Annotated in this window: 15 protein-coding genes; 5 read left to right on the top strand and 10 right to left on the bottom strand. The window is 67.0% G+C overall.

Annotated elements, in window-relative coordinates; all coding sequences use genetic code 11:
• Positions 1-78 precede the first annotated feature (78 nt).
• Together DPR14_RS07860 and DPR14_RS07855 are read right to left on the bottom strand one after the other, a co-directional pair.
• A complete protein-coding gene (locus tag DPR14_RS07860; protein ID WP_158044654.1) occupies positions 79-1287 on the bottom strand; it encodes a hypothetical protein in 1209 nt (402 codons plus the stop codon).
• 127 nt (positions 1288-1414) lie between these two features.
• On the bottom strand, positions 1415-3754 hold the full coding sequence (locus DPR14_RS07855; RefSeq protein WP_158044653.1) for a UvrD-helicase domain-containing protein: 2340 nt from the start codon (positions 3752-3754) through the stop codon (positions 1415-1417).
• Between the two features lie 176 nt (positions 3755-3930).
• Here DPR14_RS07855 and DPR14_RS07850 point away from each other — a divergent pair, with 176 nt between their 5' ends.
• Positions 3931-4287 carry a hypothetical protein gene (locus DPR14_RS07850; RefSeq protein ID WP_158044652.1) on the top strand — a complete coding sequence of 119 codons (357 nt, stop codon included), beginning with the start codon at positions 3931-3933 and terminating at the stop codon, positions 4285-4287.
• Positions 4288-4318: 31 nt separating this feature from the next.
• On the opposite strand, the gene DPR14_RS07845 is transcribed toward DPR14_RS07850, so the two are convergent.
• The 4 genes from DPR14_RS07845 to DPR14_RS07830 all read right to left on the bottom strand — a co-directional run bounded on the left by DPR14_RS07845 (position 4319) and on the right by DPR14_RS07830 (position 7523).
• Positions 4319-5353 (bottom strand): diguanylate cyclase, encoded by a 1035-nt coding sequence (locus tag DPR14_RS07845; RefSeq protein WP_158044651.1) that lies wholly within the window; start codon positions 5351-5353, stop codon positions 4319-4321.
• A gap of 101 nt (positions 5354-5454) precedes the next feature.
• A complete protein-coding gene (locus DPR14_RS07840) occupies positions 5455-5952 on the bottom strand; it encodes a pentapeptide repeat-containing protein (protein ID WP_158044650.1) in 498 nt (165 codons plus the stop codon).
• A gap of 71 nt (positions 5953-6023) precedes the next feature.
• Positions 6024-6524, bottom strand: coding sequence for a thioesterase family protein (locus tag DPR14_RS07835; protein ID WP_158044649.1), 501 nt, complete (start codon positions 6522-6524; stop codon positions 6024-6026).
• 90 nt (positions 6525-6614) lie between these two features.
• Positions 6615-7523, bottom strand: a complete 909-nt coding sequence (locus DPR14_RS07830; protein ID WP_246148990.1) for a sulfotransferase family protein — start codon at positions 7521-7523, stop codon at positions 6615-6617.
• A 997-nt stretch (positions 7524-8520) separates the two neighbouring features.
• On the opposite strand from DPR14_RS07830, the gene DPR14_RS07825 reads away from it, so the two are divergent.
• Complete coding sequence (locus DPR14_RS07825) at positions 8521-11511, top strand: transglycosylase domain-containing protein (RefSeq protein ID WP_158044647.1); 2991 nt, start codon at positions 8521-8523, stop codon at positions 11509-11511.
• Between the two features lie 9 nt (positions 11512-11520).
• Here DPR14_RS07825 and zapE read toward each other — a convergent pair whose 3' ends face one another.
• From zapE to DPR14_RS07810, 3 genes are all read right to left on the bottom strand, one after another.
• Positions 11521-12660, bottom strand: a complete 1140-nt coding sequence (gene zapE / locus DPR14_RS07820) for a cell division protein ZapE (RefSeq protein WP_158044646.1) — start codon at positions 12658-12660, stop codon at positions 11521-11523.
• Between the two features lie 129 nt (positions 12661-12789).
• Entirely contained in the window at positions 12790-14136 is a 1347-nt protein-coding gene (locus DPR14_RS07815; RefSeq protein WP_158044645.1) for a B12-binding domain-containing radical SAM protein, read from the bottom strand.
• Positions 14137-14243: 107 nt separating this feature from the next.
• Positions 14244-15305 carry an NAD-dependent epimerase/dehydratase family protein gene (locus tag DPR14_RS07810; RefSeq protein ID WP_158044644.1) on the bottom strand — a complete coding sequence of 354 codons (1062 nt, stop codon included), beginning with the start codon at positions 15303-15305 and terminating at the stop codon, positions 14244-14246.
• A gap of 147 nt (positions 15306-15452) precedes the next feature.
• Between DPR14_RS07810 and DPR14_RS07805 the strand changes: the two genes are divergently transcribed.
• On the top strand, positions 15453-16667 hold the full coding sequence (locus tag DPR14_RS07805; protein WP_158044643.1) for a glycosyltransferase: 1215 nt from the start codon (positions 15453-15455) through the stop codon (positions 16665-16667).
• Between the two features lie 63 nt (positions 16668-16730).
• Positions 16731-17801 carry an NAD-dependent epimerase/dehydratase family protein gene (locus DPR14_RS07800; protein ID WP_158044642.1) on the top strand — a complete coding sequence of 357 codons (1071 nt, stop codon included), beginning with the start codon at positions 16731-16733 and terminating at the stop codon, positions 17799-17801.
• Between the two features lie 10 nt (positions 17802-17811).
• Here the strand turns inward: DPR14_RS07800 and DPR14_RS07795 are convergent, their stop codons facing one another.
• On the bottom strand, positions 17812-18639 hold the full coding sequence (locus DPR14_RS07795; protein ID WP_158044641.1) for a tetratricopeptide repeat protein: 828 nt from the start codon (positions 18637-18639) through the stop codon (positions 17812-17814).
• A gap of 50 nt (positions 18640-18689) precedes the next feature.
• Between DPR14_RS07795 and DPR14_RS07790 the strand changes: the two genes are divergently transcribed.
• Positions 18690-19601 carry an SDR family oxidoreductase gene (locus DPR14_RS07790; protein WP_158044640.1) on the top strand — a complete coding sequence of 304 codons (912 nt, stop codon included), beginning with the start codon at positions 18690-18692 and terminating at the stop codon, positions 19599-19601.
• Positions 19602-19798: the final 197 nt, after the last annotated feature.

Genomic DNA, 19798 nt, shown 5'->3' with positions numbered 1-19798 from the left:
GAGGGGAGCCGCGTTTATGGTCGATGGCCGGAGCGGGCGCAAGGCGCCCCGCCTGCGATGCCGTCCTCGCGCCCGCGCCTACACCACGTTGGGCTTCCACTTGCCCGGAAGCTGGTCCGCGACCTCGACCATGCCGAGATCGCGCAGGAATGCCTGCCGCTGGCGGACCAGCCGTTCCGAAATGGCGGCTTCCGCGGCATCGCCGCCCAGCAGCTTGCCGTCGGGGCCGCGCAGATGCTCGATCACGCTTTCCAGGAGCGCGCCGTCGGCCTCGGGGCATTTGCGGTCGAGCGGATGGTCGCGCTTCAGCTCGGCCATGAGCCGCTCCGTCAGGACGAGCCGGCAGCCCTCGCCGGCACCGCGCGCGATCAGGGCGCCGATCTTCGCCAGGTTGGGGTTCAGCCGTTTGGGATCGCTGCGCCCATGCAGGAAATCGGCCAGGGCGCAGAGCGATTCGGCAAGATTGGCGTGGGGGCCGATCAGGTCCTTCACCATGTCGGAAGTGACCAGCGCGTCAGCGACGACCCCTTCGAAAAGGGCGGCCAGGCCGGGATCGAGATCCTCGGTCATCAGGGCCAGCAGCATCTCCATCTTGCCGCCGACCGAACCGTAGCCCATCAGGTGCTGGGCCAGCAGGCAGAGCATCGTGAAGGACCAGTTCTCCGGCCCGCTCCGGGCATGGATCCGCCGGCTGACATGGTCGAGGTTGGCGGCCTCGAACCGGGGCAGGCGGCGCCGCTCGGCGTAGAAGTCGCGGGACCGGTTCATCGCCTGGTGGACCAGGCCCTCGACATGCTTGATCCGGTCTTTCGCCGGGATATTGAACTCGTTCGCCTGCGCCATCGCGACCTGATGGACCGCGGCATGGATCATGTTGCCCGCTTCGGACAGCTTGCGCAGGTAGGTCCAGTTGTGCAGGAGTTCGGACGCGGTGATCTGGTACTTGTCCAAGAACAGGCGGAACAGCCGCCCCATGATCATCCGGCTCTGAAAGCCGTAAATGTCGTCCAACTGCTCGCAGACGACCGGGCGGTCGATCCGGCCCCTGACCACCATGGCCTTTTCCTTCACCGGCGGCCGGACCTCGTGGAGGATTTCCCGCTTTGTGGTGAAGCCGGACAGCATGGTCCGGTTGCGCACGACCTTGAACTCCTCGATGCCGGGTTCCGACAGCAGATGGCGGCCGATGGAGACCGCATCCTCCTCCTCGGGAACGATGCAGTGGATGAGCCAGCGTCCCTCCCGGCAGACCAGGGTTTCATAAGTTATCTGGCGATTCTTGATCATCCACCCCGCCCACCAGACATGATCGGCCGCAGGTGCCCGACCGGTGATCCCGATCGGGCCATTGGACAGCGGGTTTGTTTGCGGAAGCGTTAACGGAGGCCTGCCGCATGCTCCGCCGCCGAACGCCTCAGCCTGCCTTTTCGGCGGGGACGACGAAGCTGTCCAGCACCTTCTTGACGCCGGCCTGCTCGAAGTCGATCTCCAGCTTGTCGCCATCGACCGCCTGCACGGTGCCATAGCCGAACTTCTGGTGGAACACCCGCATGCCCCGCTTCAGCGGCTGGTCCGGCCGCTTCCGGGGCGACACCTCGAAGGCGCTTCCCTCGATCACCGGACCCGTGCGGGGACCCGGAGGCTGCCGCTGCGGCCTGGAGGCGAAACCGCCGCCGAAGCCGCGGAAGCCTCCGCCGAAGCCGCTCCCGAACCCGCCTCCTCCGCCGAATGCGGGTGCCGGCGCCGCGGACAGGCCGGGGGCCGCGTCGGTCTCGATATGCTGTTCGGGCAGTTCGCCGACGAAGCGCGAAGGGATCGCCGTGACCCAGGAACCGTGCATCCGACGGTTGGCGGCATGGCTGACATGGGCGCGCCGCCGGGCGCGCGTCAACCCGACATAGGCCAGCCTGCGCTCCTCCTCCAGGCCGGCGATGCCGGTATCGTCCATGGAGCGCTGGCTGGGGAACAGGCCGTCCTCCCAGCCGGGCAGGAACACATAGTCGAACTCCAGCCCCTTGGCCCCATGCAGGGTCATCACGCTGACCGTCTCGGTGCCGCTGGCCTCGGCATTGTCCATGACCAGGCTGACATGCTCCATGAACCCGGCGAGGTTCTCGAACTCGCCCATGGCGGCGACCAGTTCCTTCAGGTTCTCCAGCCGGCCGGGCGCCTCGGGCGTCTTGTCCACCTTCCACATGTCGGTGTAGCCCGACTCGTCCAGCAGCATCTGGGCCAGGTCGGTATGGGGAATGGCGGCCCCGTGGGTCCGCCAGCGGTCGAAGTCGGTCATCAGGTTGCGCAGCGTCGTCCGCATCTTCGGCTTCAGCTCGTCGGTCTGGACAAGCTGCCAGGTCGCCTCGGTCAGCGGGATGCCCCGCGCGCGGGCGAGCTGGTAGAGCTGCTGGATGGTCGCGGGGCCGACGCCGCGCTTGGGCACGTTGATGATCCGCTCGAACGCCAGGTCGTCGTCCGGCTGGACGACGATGCGCAGATAGGCCATCGCGTCGCGGATCTCCTGCCGCTCGTAGAAGCGCGGTCCGCCGATGACGCGGTAGGGCATGCCCAGCGTGATGAAGCGCTCCTCGAACTCGCGGGTCTGGAAGCCGGCGCGGACCAGGACCGCGATCTGGCTCAGCGGCACCTTGGCGCGCTGAAGCGCCTCGATCTCCTCGCCGATCCAGCGGGCCTCTTCCTCGCCGTCCCACAATGCCCTGACCTTGACGCGGTCGCCATGGTCGGACCGCGTCCACAGCGTCTTGCCCAGCCGTCCCTGGTTGTTCGAGATGACGCCTGCCGCCGCGGCCAGGATGTGGCCGGTCGAGCGGTAGTTCTGCTCCAGCCGGATCACCTTCGCGCCGGGAAAGTCGTTCTCGAACCTCAGGATGTTGCCGACCTCCGCCCCTCTCCAACCATAGATTGATTGATCGTCGTCGCCGACGCAGCAGATGTTCTTGTGCTTCTGGGCCAGAAGCCGCAGCCACAGGTATTGGGCGACGTTGGTGTCCTGGTACTCGTCGACCAGCAGGTAGCGGAAGCGCTGCTGGTATTCCGCCAGCACCTCGGGATTCGCCTGGAACAGGGTGATGTTGTGCAGCAGCAGGTCGCCGAAATCGCAGGCGTTCAAGCTCTGCAGCCGCTCCTGGTAGGTCCGGTAGAGCTGGACCACGCGGCCCCCCGCCATGTCGCCGCCATCCTGGGGCTTCAGCTTGTCCGGCGTGAGGGCCCGGTCCTTCCACCGCTCGATCACGCTGAGCACGGCGCGCGCCGGCCACTTCTTGTCGTCGATGTTCTCGGCCTTGAGCAGCTGCTTGACCAGCCGGATCTGGTCGTCGCTGTCCAGGATGGTGAAGTTGCTCTTCAGCCCCACCAGCTCGGCGTGCCGGCGCAGGATGCGCGCGGCGAGCGCGTGGAAGGTGCCCATCCACCAGCCCTCGGTCGGGGCGCCGATCAGCGCGCCGACCCGCTCGCGCATCTCGCGGGCGGCCTTGTTGGTGAAGGTCACGGCCAGCAGCTGGAACGGCGACGCCCGCCGGGTCATCAGCAGGTGGGCCAGCCGGGTCGTCAGAACGCGGGTCTTGCCGGTGCCGGCCCCGGCCAGCACCAGCACGGGACCGTCCAGCGTCTCGACCGCCTCGCGCTGAACCTCGTTCAGGCCGTCGAAATAGGGATAGCGTCGAGCGGCCGGGGCCGTCGCCGGTGGGACCGCCGGAACGGCGTCGTTCAGCGGATCGTCATAGTGGAATGGATCGGACATGGGCGGGACTATACTCCGCCGGCGGTCCCGAGTTTAAGGACTTGTTGAACGTCCCTGACATGATCTGGGGCGGCCCCGATGACAATCGTACGCCGAACGCTCAAAAGGGGTGGGTTGCCCTCGACCGGACCCGGTACCCCATGTTAGAAGATAGCGATTGTTGACCGGAGTCGCCCATGCCGTCCTTGCGCCTCGATGACGACCATACGATTCAAGCCATCGGGATCCTCGCCGACGTTCTGGATCGTTTCAGCGGGATGACCTCCCTGGAATGCACCCTGGTTTCCAAGGCGTTGCGCCAGGTTCAGCAGACGCGGTCCCAGATCGGCATGGACTTCGCGTCGCGCGCCTTCGCGACTCTGGAACCCGACGTCCGGCGCCGGATCGCGGACGACGCCACGGACGCGGCCCTGGAAGCCAGCAGCACCATGAAGCTGCCCAAGCTTCGCGCGCCCCGGCCGAGCGCGCCCCCGGCGACCGGGCTGCTGGGAGCGATCAACAACCGCGGCGCCAAGCCCCGCAAGCCGGCCTGACCGGCGCCCCACCGCCTTTCGGGGGAGCGGCCTAGCCGCCCTGCCCCGCTTCCGTACCCCGCGCCTCCTTTGCCGCGACCCGGTTTCGTCCGGACTGCTTGGCGTCGTAGAGCGCGGCGTCGGCCCGCTTGATCAGGTCCGCCGGGGACTCGCCGCGGGCCAGCTGGGCGACGCCGACCGACAGGGTGATGGTGCCCAGCGTCACGTTCCTGGACCGGTTGACCAGTTTTTTGGAGGCGACTGATTTCCGGATCTGCTCGCCGATCCTGACGGCATCGGCCATCCGGCTGTCGGGCAGGATCACGGCGAACTCCTCGCCGCCGTAACGGACCGCCGTGTCGGTCGCCCTGATGGACTCCTTGACCGTGCGCGCGACCAGCGCCAGCACATGATCCCCGATCGTGTGGCCGTGGGCGTCGTTGAACCGCTTGAAATGGTCGATGTCGGTCATCAGCAGGCTCAGCGGACGACCGTCCTGGGCAGCCCGGGCGACGGCCTCGCCCAGGGACGCGTCGAACAGGCGACGGTTGAACAGTCCGGTAAGCGAGTCGGTGATCGCTTCCTGGCGGACGACGTCAAGGTTGCGGCGCAACTCGTCCATCTGACTGCTGGAGGACTGCAATTGGCTGTGCAGCCTGCGGTTATGCTCGGTCATCAGCTGGGTTTCCGCCGCGATCGCATCGACCAACGCGCTGAGCTGCTCCAGCTCCCGCACTTCCACGCGCTCGCCGAAATGCTGGAGCGCCTTGCCGTAACGATCGCTGTCGGCGCCGGACGCGCGCAGCAGGTCCAGGAGATGACCCAGCGCCCCCTGGATCCGGGCGCCCGCCTCCCGGATGGCATGCTTCTCGTGGTCGAAACTGAAGAACTTGCCGTGGAGTTCCGCCATGCGCTCGGCCGTGAGAACCTGCCCGTTCTCCGCCAGCTTGTCCAGGGCGCGGGTCAGATCCGGCAGATCGCCGCTGAAATAGCTGTACCAGATGGCGAAATGCTGGGGCGTGGGCGGCAGCGATTCGGCGACCATCCGCGCCATTGCAAGATCGGCCCACTTGGTCGCCTGCTCCATGCTGCCGCCCTCTCCGCCAGAACCTGAACTTCGGGCGTAGGCTATGACCTAAGGTCTAGGAACTTGCAAGCGGCGATACTACGCGAGGAAGGATACCGGACTCAGTTGCACTGCCCGATCGACGGGTCGACGCAGACCCTGCCGTCCACCCAGGTCGCTCCGGTCAGATCGGCGTTGCGGAAGACCGTCCCTTGGACCCGCGCGCCCGTCAAGTCGACGTTACGCAGGTTGGCGTCGATGAAGCGGGCGTTGCGCAGGTCGGCGTTCACCAGAGAGGCTCCGGTCATGATGGCCCGCGTAAGGTCGGCCTCGATCAGCCTGGCCTCGTCCAACGTGGCTCCGGTCAGGCTCGCACTGAAGAACTTGGCGCGATAGGCATCCACGCCGGTCAGGTTGGCATCGTCCAGTTTTGCCCTCGTGAAGCCGGCATCGCGCAGCATGGCACCCTGCAGGTTGACCTTGCGGAGATCCCGGCTGTCCAGATAGCACCGCCGCCAATTGACATCCGGCGCCGCCGGATCGGTGCAGTCGGCAAGGGCGCTGGAAGTGGAAATGGCGAGGAGGGCTGCCGCGAGCACGGCGGAGATGGTACGCTTCATGATGCCCTAGATAGGTCACACCAACGCGGAAGCCAAACTAATCTCGGATTAAGGCGATCGTACGAACGATTTCACTCGGAAGGGCGATCCGGCTTGCGCGTCCCGAGGCTGATCACGCGGCCGACCTGCGGCGGCGACGGAATGCCTGACTGGGCGGCCCGCACCTCGTCCAGCAGCAGGCGCGCCGCATCCGGCAGGGGACAAGAGCGCCGGGCATCCAGATCGACATGCATCAGCACCAGTTCGTTGGTTGCCGCCAGCCATCCCTCCGTCCCGTGATGCATGGCGTGCATCAGGTGGACCCGCTTCCCGTCGACGCCGAGGATGCGGGTGGCGAAGGCCAGCGGGTCCCCCTGCCTGACCTCCCGTTCGTAAGTCACGTGCATCTCCAGCACGAAGACCGACCGGTTTTCCGCCTTCACATAGGCCGCCCCCAGGCCAGCATGGTCGAGCAGGCGGTCGGTCGCGTGGTCGAACGCCAGCACGTAGTAGGCGACGTTCATGTGGCCGTTGTAGTCGATCCATTCCGGCCGGACGGTTTCCGAATGGAGGCGAAGCAGGGAATCGGTCATTGGCGGTCGCCCGATGTTGTTCAGGAGACGGGACGATAGCGCCGGCCGGCCGGAAAAGCGCCTTCTCGATCGTGTAGATCATCTCTACCCCTACCCGGCGGGCGGCGCGTAGCCCCAGCGGTCGATCAGGGCGCCCCAGTGCCGGCCGACCCGGTCCACCTCGTCGGGCGGGTGCCGGTGGCGGTTCTTGGCGTAACCTCGGATACCGTCGAGATAGACCTGGAAATGCCGCTCCGCTTCGGGCCAGCCCGGCAGTCCGAGACTGCCGTAGACCCGCTCCAGTTCCGCGATCGGCTGCCGCTCGAAATCCTCGAAGCGGATCTCGGCGTAGTGGGTTCCGGGCAAGGCCGCGGCGTCGGCCAGCAGCCTGTCCATCAGCCGCGGATAGAGGTCCAGCACGATCCGGTCCAGGTCCACCCGGGACGGGTCCTGCAGTGCGAAGCTGTTCAGCAGTGTGGCGAAGGTCCGGCGCGTCGAGGGATAGACCACGAACGGGTTGCGGTGGATATGGATGAACTTGGCATCCGGCCACATCGCGCGGAGCAGGGGGATGCGGGCGGAGTGCACCGGGTTCTTCAGCAGCAGCGGAAGGCCCGGCCGGATCAGGGCCACCTTGCCCAGAAAGTACCCGAAGGCGGCTCGCCACTGCGCGATCTCCTCCTCCGTGCAGCCGTCGAAGAAGATGCCGCGGTTGAAATGCTCCTCGAACCGGCTTGGAAAGAACAGTCCGTGGTAATAGGAAATACTGGTCATCAGGGCCAGCGGCAGTTCGTCTTCCTGCGGCGAGTCGGGCGTGACGGGGATGTTGTCGATCAGCCGGTCGCTCGGCAGGTGTTCTTCCAGAATCGTCCGGATCGGGCCGACGATGCCGAGGAAATCCCACGGCAGCGCCGCGGCGAAGGGCGGCACCCAGCCCCACTGGGGCGACCGGCTGAGGACGTTGTAAAGATGGGTCGTGCCGCTGCGCCAGTGCCCGACGATGAAGACCGGCGGCGCCATGGGCGGGGCCTCCGCCAGGCGGCGGCGCAGCCTCCACTTCTCCAGCGCCACGAACGGCCGGCGGTACGCGGCGCCGGCCCGCGTCGCCCAGGCGGCGGTCCGGCGATTGGACGCGATCGGTCCATTCGCCGACAGCGCCCAGCGGAGCGTGGCGCGGTCGGCGCCGACCAGGGATGAAACCAGCGGGGTGGAGCAGTTCCGGCCATTTGAGTCCTTGACGACGAGTCCTTGCTTGATCCGGGCACTCGGCCCGGATCAGGAAGAACCGCCGGAACCGCCCTGGAGTTGCGTTTGGGGCGAGCGGTCCGCGCTCAGGCTTCCGCGCGCGTCGCCGCCGTAGAAGGTCGGACGGTCGTAGCGGTTGAGCGGAGCGCCGCGCCGCAGCCGCTCGACCGAGCCCCCGGCTGGTGCCGCCCAAGGTCCGTGCCTTCATTTCCTCGCTGGAGGCGGTTCTGGGTAAGCCGGACCGCTGACCGGCGTATCCGCGGTCGCGCCGCCCGATCGACGAGGCTCCACCGCCCGCGGCCAGGGCAGTGTCTACGGACGGTGGAGCCAAGTCCAATCCGGGGTCTCCTTTGACGGAGAAGCCGGGTCACGGTCCCGGCTGATCTGAGATCGCTCCCGCTTGCTGCCGACGGGCAACTGAGGACCATCATGCCTGAACATCGGTGGTTCGGGTATGAACGCATTCACATGATTCCGCACTCTATGGCTGTATTGTCCGGGAGTGCCGCCGAAGAGACTTCGGGCTTTCGCGGTGAGTCCAACGAAGTGAGTCGGTTTATCTAAAATGCCGTTCATTAACTTCCGGAAGTTGTCCGACGACTGTTTGGAGGTCTCATCCTTCAGGTGTCACATAATGGGGACACTTAACCTTTTCGGTAGTGGAAGTACCGCTGAAAACAGTTTGTTAACCACGCCAGCCTAGCCTTTGATAAAGCCGATCCGGCGATCGTTTCGGACCGGTGCCAATATTGTTTCGGGAAGGCATGCCTTGATGCGTCGCTTCGGTTGGGAGCGCTGGCTGATCTGTGGAGTGCTGGTCGCCGCGGCCACGGGCACCGGCTGGGTCGGCTACCAGGAGATGCGAACCTCCTGGCTTCAGGCGGGGGTTCTGACCAAGTACGGCGAGAAGCTGACTTATCAGGCCGAGCCGGGCGCCAGCACCCTGATCAAGTACCCGACCCAGGGTCCCTATAACGAGCGGCTCGGCTATACCGAGATCCCGAAGGCCATCAAGGCGCTCACCGGCAACGGTTTCCGGATCGAGCAGCAGGCCCGGACCTCGCCCGAGCTGGCCGACTTCGTCGAGTACGGCGGCTTCGCGGTGTTCCGCGAGAAGACCCGCGCCGGGCTGACCCTGAAGGACCGCAACGGGTCGATCCTGTACACGGCGCGCTATCCGGAGCGGGTCTACGATGATTTCGACTCCGTGCCGCCGCTGGTGGTCGGCACCCTGCTGTTCATCGAGAACCGGGAACTGCTCGACCCGACCTACCCGAAGCGGAACCCCGCGGTCGAGTGGGACCGCTTCGCGCTCGCCATCCTGGGGCTGCCGGCCCAGTGGCTCAATCCCGGCATGCGCATCCCCGGCGGCAGCACGCTGGCGACCCAGATCGAGAAGTACCGCCACTCTCCCGACGGCCAGACCTCGGGAGCGACCGAGAAGCTGCGCCAGATGGTCTCGGCCAGCGTGCGGGCCTATCTGGACGGCCAGGACACCACCTTCGCCCGGCGGCGCATCGTCGTCGACTACCTGAACTCCACGCCGCTGACCGCCCGCCTGGGCTTCGGCGAGGTCAACGGGCTGGGCGACGGCCTGTGGGCCTGGTACGGCACCGACTTCAAGGACGCCAACGCGATCCTGACGCAGACGCCCCGCAACAGCTTGGAACGGCTGCGCCAGGCGGAGATCTACAAGCAGGTGCTGAGCCTGCTGCTGGCCCAGCGCCGGCCGACCCACTACCTGATCGCCGACCGCAACTCGCTGAACGATCTGGCCGACAGCCACCTGCGGCTGCTGGCGTCCCAGGGCACGATCTCCGAAGACCTGCGCGACGCGGCGCTCGATATCAAGTTGCGCTTCCGGAACGATGCACCGCTTCCGCCACCCGTTTCGTTCGTGGAACAGAAGGCGGCGAACGCGATCCGGACCCGCCTGCTCGGCATGCTGAACGTCCCGAGCCTGTACCAGCTCGACCGCTACGACCTGACGGCGGAAACCAGCCTGGACGGGCCGACCCAGCAGCGCATGGTGGAGGTGCTGTCCAAGCTGAACGAGCCCGGCTTCATCGAAACGCTGGGAATGGCGGGTTTCCGCCTGCTGGATTCCGGCAAGAACGACCTGCACAAGGTGATCTACAGCGTGATGCTGTACGAGCGCGGGCCCAATGCCAACTATGTCCGCATCCAGGCCGACAACCTGGACCGGCCGCTCGACATCAACGAAGGCGCCAAGCTCGACCTGGGCTCGACCGCCAAGCTGCGGACGCTGATCACCTACCTGGAGATCATTTCCGAACTGCATGGCCGCTACGGCCACCTGCCCCGCCAGCAGCTCCGCTCGGTGTCGCTGGACGCGCCCGACAACCTGACGCGCTGGGTCTCGACACACCTTTCCGACGCGGCCGACCGCAGCCTCGCCACCCTGCTGGCCGCGGCCATGGAGCGGCGCTATTCCGCCAACCCCGGCGAGAGGTTCTTCACCGGCGGCGGCGTCCACAGCTTCGTCAACTTCGACGACAAGGACAACGGCTCGATCCCGACCGTCACCGAGTCGCTGCGCAGCTCGATCAACCTGCCCTTCATCCGCATGATGCGGGACATCGTCCAGTACTATGTCGCCGAGGGTGCCGAGGATGCCGGGGGGACGCTCCTGACCGATCCGTCCAACCCGGCGCGCCAAGCCTATCTGGAGCAGTTCGCCGACAAGGAGGGCAGCTATTTCCTCAACCGGTTCTACACGGATTACCGCGGCAAGACACCGGACGAGGCGCTGGCGCTCCTGGCGACGCGGGTGCGTCCGGTTCCGCACCGCCTCGCGACCGCCTTCCTGTCGGTGCGGCCCAAGGCCAGCCTCGCCGAGTTCACCCGCTTCATGCGCGAGCGCCTGCCCAAGGGCGAACTGACCGACCAGGTGATCGAACGCCTGTTCGACAAATACGCCAAGGACAAGTGGATCCTGGCCGACCGGGGCTACATCACCGGGGTCCATCCGCTCCAGCTCTGGCTGGTCGAGCATCTGCAGCACCATCCCGAGGCGAAGCGCAGCGAAGTGCTCCAGGCCAGCGCCGACCAGCGGCAGGAGACCTATGCCTGGCTGTTCAAGACCAGCCGCAAGCATGCCCAGGACACCCGCATCCGCATCCTTCTCGAAGCCGAGGCGTTCCAGCGCATCCACAAGTCCTGGAAGCGGCTGGGCTATCCGTTCGACAGCCTGACGCCTTCCTACGCGACCGCGATCGGCAGCTCCGCCGACCGTCCCGGCGCCCTGGCCGACCTGATGGGGATAATCGTGTCCGACGGCATCCGCGTCCCGACGCTGCGGGTCGAACGCCTTCATTTCGCGACCGGAACCCCCTATGAGGCGGTCCTCGGCTTCGACCAGAAGCCCGGCGAGCGGGTGCTGGCGCCGGAGATCACCGCGACCGTCCGGCGCGCCCTGCAGGACGTGGTGGAGAACGGCACCGCGCGCCGCGTGCGCGGCGCCTTCACGGCCCCGGACGGCCAGGCGCTGCCCATCGGCGGCAAGACCGGCACCGGCGACCACCGCTACGCCGACCGGGTCATGGCCCGAACCGCGACCTTCGTGTTCTTCATCGGCGACCGCTTCTTCGGCACCATCACCGCCCATGTCGCCGGGCCGGAAGCCGCCCGCTACAAGTTCACCAGCGCCCTGCCCTCGCAGCTGCTGAAGTCGCTGGCATCCGTGATCCAACCCTTGATGGAGCGCCCGGCGACGACGCAGACGGTCGATCGCAGCCAGTGACCGGGCCGTTCAGGTGAGGTGGTCCAGCGCCAGGTAATCCTCGGCCTGCATCTCCATCAGTCGGCTGACCGTGCGCTGGAACTCGAAGGCGTGGGTGCCCTCGCTGTACAGGCTTTCCGGCGGGCCGGCGGCGGCGATGATGGTCTTGACCTTGTGCTCGTACAGCGAGTCGATCAGCGTCATGAAGCGCTTGGCCTCGTTCCGCTGCGCCTCCTTCAGCTTCGGCACCCGGTCGATGATGACGGTGTGGAAGTGGGTCGCGATCGCGAGGTAGTCGCCAGCGCCGAGCGGCCGGGCGCACAGCTCGTGGAAGCTGAAGAAGGCGACGCCCTTGGCCGCCTTGGGGACATCCACCTTGCGGCCCTGGGTGGTCAGGCTGCAATGGGCCGCGACGGCGCCCTCGGTCAGGCTGTCGAACAGCTCCGCCAGCGTCCGGTCGGTCGCCGGGCCGTAGGGGCAGTGATAGACCTTGCCGCCCTTGAGCCGGTCCCGACGGTAGTCGGTCGGGCCGGTCAGCTCGACGATGTCCACCTTCTCCTTCAGCAGCCGGATGAACGGCAGGAACAGGTCGCGCTGAAGGCCGTCCTTGTAGAGGTCGTCCGGCGGCCAGTTGGACGTCGCGACGACCACGACGCCGAGATCGAACAGCGCCGTGAACAACCGCCCCAGGATCATCGCGTCGGCGATGTCGGTGACGTGGAACTCGTCGAAGCACAGCAGCCACGCCTCGTCGGCGAGCGCCTTCGCCAGGTCGGGGATCGTCTCGTCCACGCTCTTGCCGCCGGAGCCGCCCTCCTCCTTCGAGGCTTGGCGCTGCCGGTGCATGCGGTCGTGCACCTCGATCATGAAGGCGTGGAAATGGACCCGGCGCTTCCGTTCCACCGGCGCCGTCTCGAAGAACAGGTCCATCAGCATGGACTTGCCGCGGCCGACGTCGCCATAGATGTACAGGCCCTGCGGTGCGGGGTCGGGCCGCCGCGTCAGCCCGAAGCGGGCGCGCCAGCCGACCCTGCCCATGGCGGGCTTGTAGTCCTTCAGGCCCTGGTACAGCGACTGAAGCCTCTGGGCCGCGTATTCCTGCGCGGCATCGGCCTTCAGGGTGCCGGTACCCCGGTGGGAGCGGTAGAGCGAGAGAGGGCCGTTTGGCATGGCGGATGACGAGGGCCTGGAAACCGGAAAGGACGCGCATACCTAGCGGAAACGATCGCCCGGCGAAAGCGACTCGAGGTCGCTGGCCCCATCCCCGCCTCTTCCGCGTCGCGCCCCCTCCCTCCCGGGTCAGGAATTCGCCAGGCTGAACGCCAGCTCGCGCCATTTCTTGGCGCCGTCCGCCTCGACCACGTAGTTGTCGTCGGCGACGGCGCCGGGGAAGACCTTCTGGACCTTCTCCTCCTCCAGGTTGGACAGGGGCGTGCCCTCGATCGCGGCGCAGCCGGATTCCTGCCAGGTGTCGAGCGGCAGCGAGGCGAGGAACCGCTTGGTGTCCAGCATCTGCTCCTTGGTCTCGCCCGGCAGGCCGTAGGTGAAGGTGCCGTGGCAGGTCATGCCCAGGCGCTTGATCTCGTGGACCACCTTGGTCGCGTATTCCAGGTCCAGGTGCTTGTTGACGATATTGTCCACGACCCACTGGTTGCCGGATTCGAAACCCAGCTTGACCCCGTAGCAGCCGGAATCCCGCATCACCTTCCAGCTCTCCATGCGGGAGGTGTCGGCCCGGCACATGGCCGACCAGGGCCGGCCGATCTTCGACATGACCTCCGACATCTTCAGCACATGGGCGTTGCCGATGTTGAAGGTGTCGTCGTCGAAATAGATCGAGCTGTAGCCATACCTGCCGACCAGCTCGGACAGGAATGCTTCCATGTAGTCGGGCGAATAGTGGCGCACCGTGCGCTTGGAGGTGCCGTCCGGATCGTTGCCGGTCATGGTCGCCGGCCAGACGCAGAAGATGCACTTGAAGGGGCATCCCCGGCTCGACCAGACCTGGGCATGGGGTGCGGTCTGGCCGCGCGGGTTGTCGTCCCAGTAGCGGTGGGCGATCACCTCGTCGTAGTAGGGGAACGGGGCGTTGTTCATTTCCTCTAGGGTCAGCAGGTCGTGCTCGATCACGCCCTCCTCCCCTTCCAGGACCCTGACCGACCCCTTCTCGTACTCGCCCTTGATCACCGCATGGACCGGGAAGTTCTCCATGATCTCCTTGCCCTTGGAGGAGATCGGGCCGGTCACGACGATCCGGGCCTCCGGCACCACCTTCTTGATCCCGAGGATGATCTGGCCGTCATGGTCCCAGCTCGGCGAGGCCGATTCGATGAAGATGTAGCGGTAGCCGGCTTCGCGCAGATGATTGAAATAGCTGGCATAGCTCTCGCGGAGCGCCAGGCTGTCGCGCATCACCACCTCCGCCCCGGTCGCCCGCGCGGCATAGGTCGAGGCGTATCCCATGAAGAACGGATACGGCAGGTAGCCGCCGAAGACGAAATTGTCCGGCGTCGAATAGGTGTGGATCGTGTGCGGCCAGCGCGACCCGGCGCCGATGCCGGCGAGGCACATGTCGCGGGAAGTCCCGTTCTGGCTGACCGTGACCTGCTCCAGCCACCAGGGCGGATTGCTGAATAGGACCTTCATGGGGGCTTCTCCTCCTGCGGCAATGGGTCGCTATGCCGGATCGGCCAAAAGTAGGAGGTAACGAATAACGAAAGGTTAAATGCGCCTCGAATGCGCTTCGGGCGGTCTCAGCGCAGGATTGGCTGAACCTCGGCGCCATGGGCTTCCAGCCAGCCGAAGATATCCCCGACGATCGTCTCAACACCGCGGGTCGGCTTCCAGCCGGTCGCCGCGGTCACCGCGGCATTGTCCGTGACGTAGTAGGGAATGTCGGCCGCGCGGGTTTCCGGATCGCGGCCGATCTCGACGACGCGCTGGCAGCGGCGCACGCAGAGGTCCGTCAATTCCGCCAGTGAAACGCTCGTCCCCGCCCCGCCCCCGACATTGTAGGTCCGGCCGGCATGGTCGCCGATCCGGTCCACCTGCAGCCGGATCAGGTCGTACAGGTCGGCGACGTGCAGGATGTCCCGCACCTGCGCCCCGGTTCCGTCGAATCCCATATAGGCCAGCGATCCGCCGAACAGGTGCCGGGCCGCCCACAGGACCACGAAGCCCTGGTCCACCTTGCCCATCTGCCACGGGCCGGTCAGCACGCCGCACCGGTTGACCACCGCGCGCAGCCCGTACATCGCGCCGTACTCCTCGATCAGGAGTTCGGACGCCAGCTTGGTCGCCCCGTAGATCGACCGGCTGCCGGCCATCGGGAAGGCGGTGGTGATGCCGGCTTCCGACCAGCCCGGTCCCGCCGCGCCGATGGCCGGCGCGAGACGCTTGCCGACCGCCTGAAGCGGCAGGCCCCGGAGCCCGGCGATCGGGTAGACCCTGCTGGTGGACAGGAAGACCAGCGCGGCACCGCACCGGCGCACCGCCTCCAGGCAATTGACCGTGCCCATCAGGTTCGTGTTGACGACATAGGCCGGGGAAGCGCCGTAGCCGGCGTGGACCGACGGCTCGGCCGAACATTCCAGCATCAGGTCGAAATCGCCGGCCTCGGCCAGATCCTCGGGGTTGCGGACATCGCCGTGCCTGAACTCGACCCCGGCCGCCCTCAGCCGGGGCAGCGCCAGTTCGCTGCCGCGGCGGCGCAGGTTGTCGAGCGCCACGACATCGGCATCGGGCATGTCGCGCTTGAAGAAGGCCGCAAGGTTCGACCCGACGAACCCGGCCCCGCCGGTCACCAGAATACGCATTTCTCCACCAGAGGTAATTCTAATGGAGCAGGAAGCCGCAACTCCGCGTTCAGGTCAAGCTGGAAATAGGCATTTGGGCTAATGGCATCTTAACCAATTGGCCGAAATCTAGGTCGATCATCATAGATCGACCGCGGATGGCCCGACGTGCAGGAAGTCAGCTTCTCCCAAGCCCAGATCAAGGCATTCCGCCGAGCCGACGTCATCTTCGTCGCGGCCGACGGCTATACCTTGGCGCCGAGCCGGATCCGCGCCTACACATTCGCCAAGGCGTGCCGGGAACGCGGCCTGAACGCCGAAGTCCTGTCCTTCTTCGACCACCTCGGCGCGTCCGGCCAGGGGTCCGGCGCCTACCGCATGGACGAGCAGGAGAAGCTGCGGCTGGCCGCCCTCGGGGCCGACATCCTCAAGCTCAACCCGACGGCCATCCTCTACATGCAGAAGGTTTCGTACCACAGCCTCTCGGTGGCGCTCGCCGCCGGCATGAACGGCAATCCGGTCGTCCTGGACTACGACGATTTCGACTTCCGGTCGCCGTTCATGCCGGGAATGACCCGGTTCATGCCCAGCATCGGGCCGGTCCCGGCAACCGCGGAAATGGCCAGGAGCTCCGACCTGTGCGTCTGCGCCAGCCGCCAACTGGTCGAGATCATCAGCCAGTTCAACGAGCGGTGCGAACTGGTCCCGACCGGAACGGACCTGTCCATGTTCGACGCCGGCCTGCGCGACGCGGCCGGGCGCGGGCCGGGCGATCCCGTCGAGCTGATCTGGCTGGGCGACATCTGGGGGCCGCAGATCGTCGCCGACGTGACCATGGCGATCGACGCCTTCGCCGCGCTGCCGCCGTCGATCCGCGACCTTGCCCGGCTGACCATCGTCGGCTTCGGCGATTTCTGGCCGGAGTTCAAGGCGACCCTGGCCGCCCGGCTGGGCGACCTGCCGAACCTGGTCTTCCGGGAACGCATCGCGCCGACGGAGGCGCCCGCCCTGCTGGCCCGGTGCGACATCGGCCTGCTGCCCCTGGCCGACAACCCGTTCAACCACTGCAAGAGCCCGACCAAGATGTTCGAGTACATGGCCATGAAGGTGGCCGTGCTCGGCACCCCGGTCGGCGAGGCGGCGCATATCCTCCGCGACGGGGAGAGCGGGATGCTCGCATCGGACCTTCCCGGCTACATGCGGCGGATGGGGACCCTGATCCTGGACGGCGACCTGCGCCGCGCCATGACGGAGCGAGCCTACGCGACCGTACTCGACGGCTACCATCTCGGCGCGATGGGCGACAGGCTGGTCTGCCTGCTGGACGGCGTCCGGGAGGATCGGCGCCGCCGCGACGCCGAGCGGACGCTAACCGGCGCTTAACCGACCGGCCCTTACTTTCGGTCCCTTTACTTTCGGCATAACTCCTCAGAAGGAAACGTGGCCATGGCGATCGTCATCGTGACCGGGTCGGCCGGCCTGATCGGCGCGGAAGCGACCCGCTACTTCCACGCCAAGGGACTGGACGTCGTCGGCATCGACAACGACATGCGGCGCTATTTCTTCGGCGACGGTGCGAGCACGCGGTGGAGCCTGGAACGGCTGGCCCGCGATATCCCTGCATACCGCCACCACGCCGTCGATATCCGGGACGCCGCGGCGATCGAGGCGATCTTCGAGCGATACGGCGCGGACATCGCGGCGGTGGTCCACACCGCGGCGCAGCCTTCCCACGACTGGGCGGCCCGCGAACCGGTAACCGATTTCACCACCAACGCCAACGGCACGCTGAACCTGCTTGAGGCAACCCGGAAATTCTGCGGGGACGCCGTCTTCATCTTCACCAGCACCAACAAGGTCTATGGCGACACGCCCAACGCGCTGCCGCTGGTCGAGTTGGAGACCCGCTGGGAACTGTCGCAAGACCATCCCTGGGCCGAACACGGCATTCCGGAAGCCATGAGCATCGACCATACCCTGCACAGCCTGTTCGGCGCCTCCAAGGTCGCGGCCGACGTGCTGGTGCAGGAATACGGCCGCTATTTCGGGATGCGCACCGCCGTCTTCCGCGGCGGCTGCCTGACCGGACCCGGCCATTCCGGGGCGGAACTCCACGGTTTCCTGTCGTACCTGATGAAGTGCGCGGTCGTCGGCAGGCCCTATACCGTGTTCGGCTACAAGGGCAAGCAGGTGCGCGACAACATCCACTCGCACGACCTGGTCTCGGCGTTCTGGCACGTGTTCGAGGCGCCGCGCCCCGGCGCCGTCTACAACATGGGCGGCGGCCGCCACTCCAACTGCTCCATGCTGGAAGCCATCGGGATCTGCGAGGAACTGACCGGGCGGCCGATGGACATCACCTACCGCGACGACAACCGGGTCGGCGACCATATCTGGTGGATCAGCGATATCCGCGTCTTCCGGCGCGACTATCCCGGCTGGAGCCAGCGCTACGACCTGCGCCGGATCATGGAGGACATCTTCGAGGGCTGCCGGGAGCAGGTCCCGGCCACATAGGCCCTGCGCCCTAACGCGCGGGAGGCGCGCCGGCGGCCGGCGGGGCCGCCTGCCCGTCGCGGAGCCGTTTCAAGTTGTCCGCGGCGGCCCGGGCGCTGGTGGTGTCGGGATCGATCCGCATGACCGTATTCCAGTCGGACTTGGCGCCCTCCGCGTTGCCGGTCACCGCGCGCAGGTTGCCGCGCAACAGCAGCGCTTCCGGATTCGACGGTTCGAGCTGAAGGGCGACGCCGACATCGTCGAGCGCCTTGCTGTCGTTGCCCAGCGCCCGATAAGCCCCGGCGCGGTAGAGATAGGCCTCTGCACGCCGCGGCGCCAGATCGATCGCCCGGTTAAGGTCCTCGATCGCTTCCCAGTAGCGCTGGGCTTCGGCCCGGGCGAAAGCCCGGTCGATCATCAACTCGGGGTCGCGCGGGCTGTAGCCGAGGGCCTGGGTGTAGGATCTTTCCGCCTTGGCCGTGTCCCCCGCCCGAAGCCAAGCCCAGCCGGCGCGGGCCAGCAGGCTCGATGCTCCTTCGGGCGTGTCCTTGCCGAGGGTCGGCACGAGATCCTCCAGCCGCGTCGCCGCGGCCTGGAACTGCCCCTGGTGGAACAGCGCCATCGCTTGGCACAGGCGGGCCATGTCGCCGCCGCCGCGGTCCTCCCAGGTCAGGGCGCTGTCGAAAGCCGCATCCGGCCTCTTCTCGGCCAGCTGCATGCAGGCGGTCGCCTCGCGGGCGTGCTCGACAGCCTCGCGATCGGCGGCTGCGGCGGGCACCGCCGCCAGGATCGCGAGCACGGCCAGCACCGGAAGACGGCGGATGGCGGAGCGGTTCGGGGGATCATTGTATCTGGTCATGGTGGCCCTTAAGTTCGGGCCTGGAGTTTCCGAGCGCAAGGCCAACCATCATGCAGCAACCGCAAACGCCCCGACTCTTCTGCTTCGGTCTGGGTTTCAGCCCGCTGGCCTTCATCGACCTCACACGGCGCGAGCATGGGCCCGAAGGCTGGCGCATCGCCGGCACGACGCGCAGCCCGGACAAGGCGGCAGCCCATTCGGCGCGCGGCATCGAGACGCACCTGTTCGACCGCGGCCGGCCGCTGGACGATGCCGCCGCGGCCCTCGCCGGAACGACCCATCTCCTGACCGCCGTGCCGCCCGATGCCGACGGCGACCCGGTGCTCGACCACCACGCTGCCGATATCGCGGCGCTGATGCCGGGACTGCGCTGGGTCGGCTATCTGTCCACGACAGGCGTCTACGGCGACCATGACGGCGCCTGGGTGGACGAGTCCACGCCGCTCCAGCCGACCGGCCGCCGCCAGAAGCAGCGGGCCGCCGCCGAGCAGGCTTGGCTCCGGCTGCGGCGCGATCACGAAGTGCCGGTCCACCTGTTCCGCCTGGCCGGCATCTACGGTCCCGGCCGGAGCGTGATCGACAGCGTTCGCAACGGGACGGCGCGCCGCATCGACAAGCCGGGACAGGTCTTCAGCCGGATCCATGTGGACGACATCGCGCGGACGCTGCGCGCCTCGATCGACCGGCCCAACCCCGGTGCCGCCTACAACCTGTGCGACGACAATCCGGCCCCCGGCCACGAGGTCACCGCCTTCGCCTGCGAGCTGCTGGGGGTGGAGCCGCCGCCGCTGGTGCCGTTCGACCGGGCCGAGCTGTCCCCGATGGCGGCCAGCTTCTATGCGGACAACAAGAAGGTGCGCAACGACCGGATCAAGGACGAGCTGGGCGTCACCCTGAAATACCCCGACTACCGCCCGGCGCTGCGCGACCAGCTGCGGCAGGAGGGACGGACGGAGGACTGACCGCAAGCACTGCCGACCGCAAGCGCTCCGGCACCATACGCAAGCATACTGAAATTCCGCGTCGTGATGCCGCCGGTGAGACTTAGGGGCATTCCGTCGGATGGCCACGCAGATCCGGGAGGCCGGGACATGGCCGCGAGCGAACTCATCGGCAGGACAACGACCGGCCTTTACGGTCTTCTGGCGGAGGAGGAACG

This window comes from Skermanella pratensis, from assembly GCF_008843145.1.
In the GTDB taxonomy this organism is placed as follows: domain Bacteria; phylum Pseudomonadota; class Alphaproteobacteria; order Azospirillales; family Azospirillaceae; genus Skermanella; species Skermanella pratensis.
Note: the sequence above shows the minus strand (reverse complement) of the source record. Positions and strands in the feature narration are given on the sequence as shown.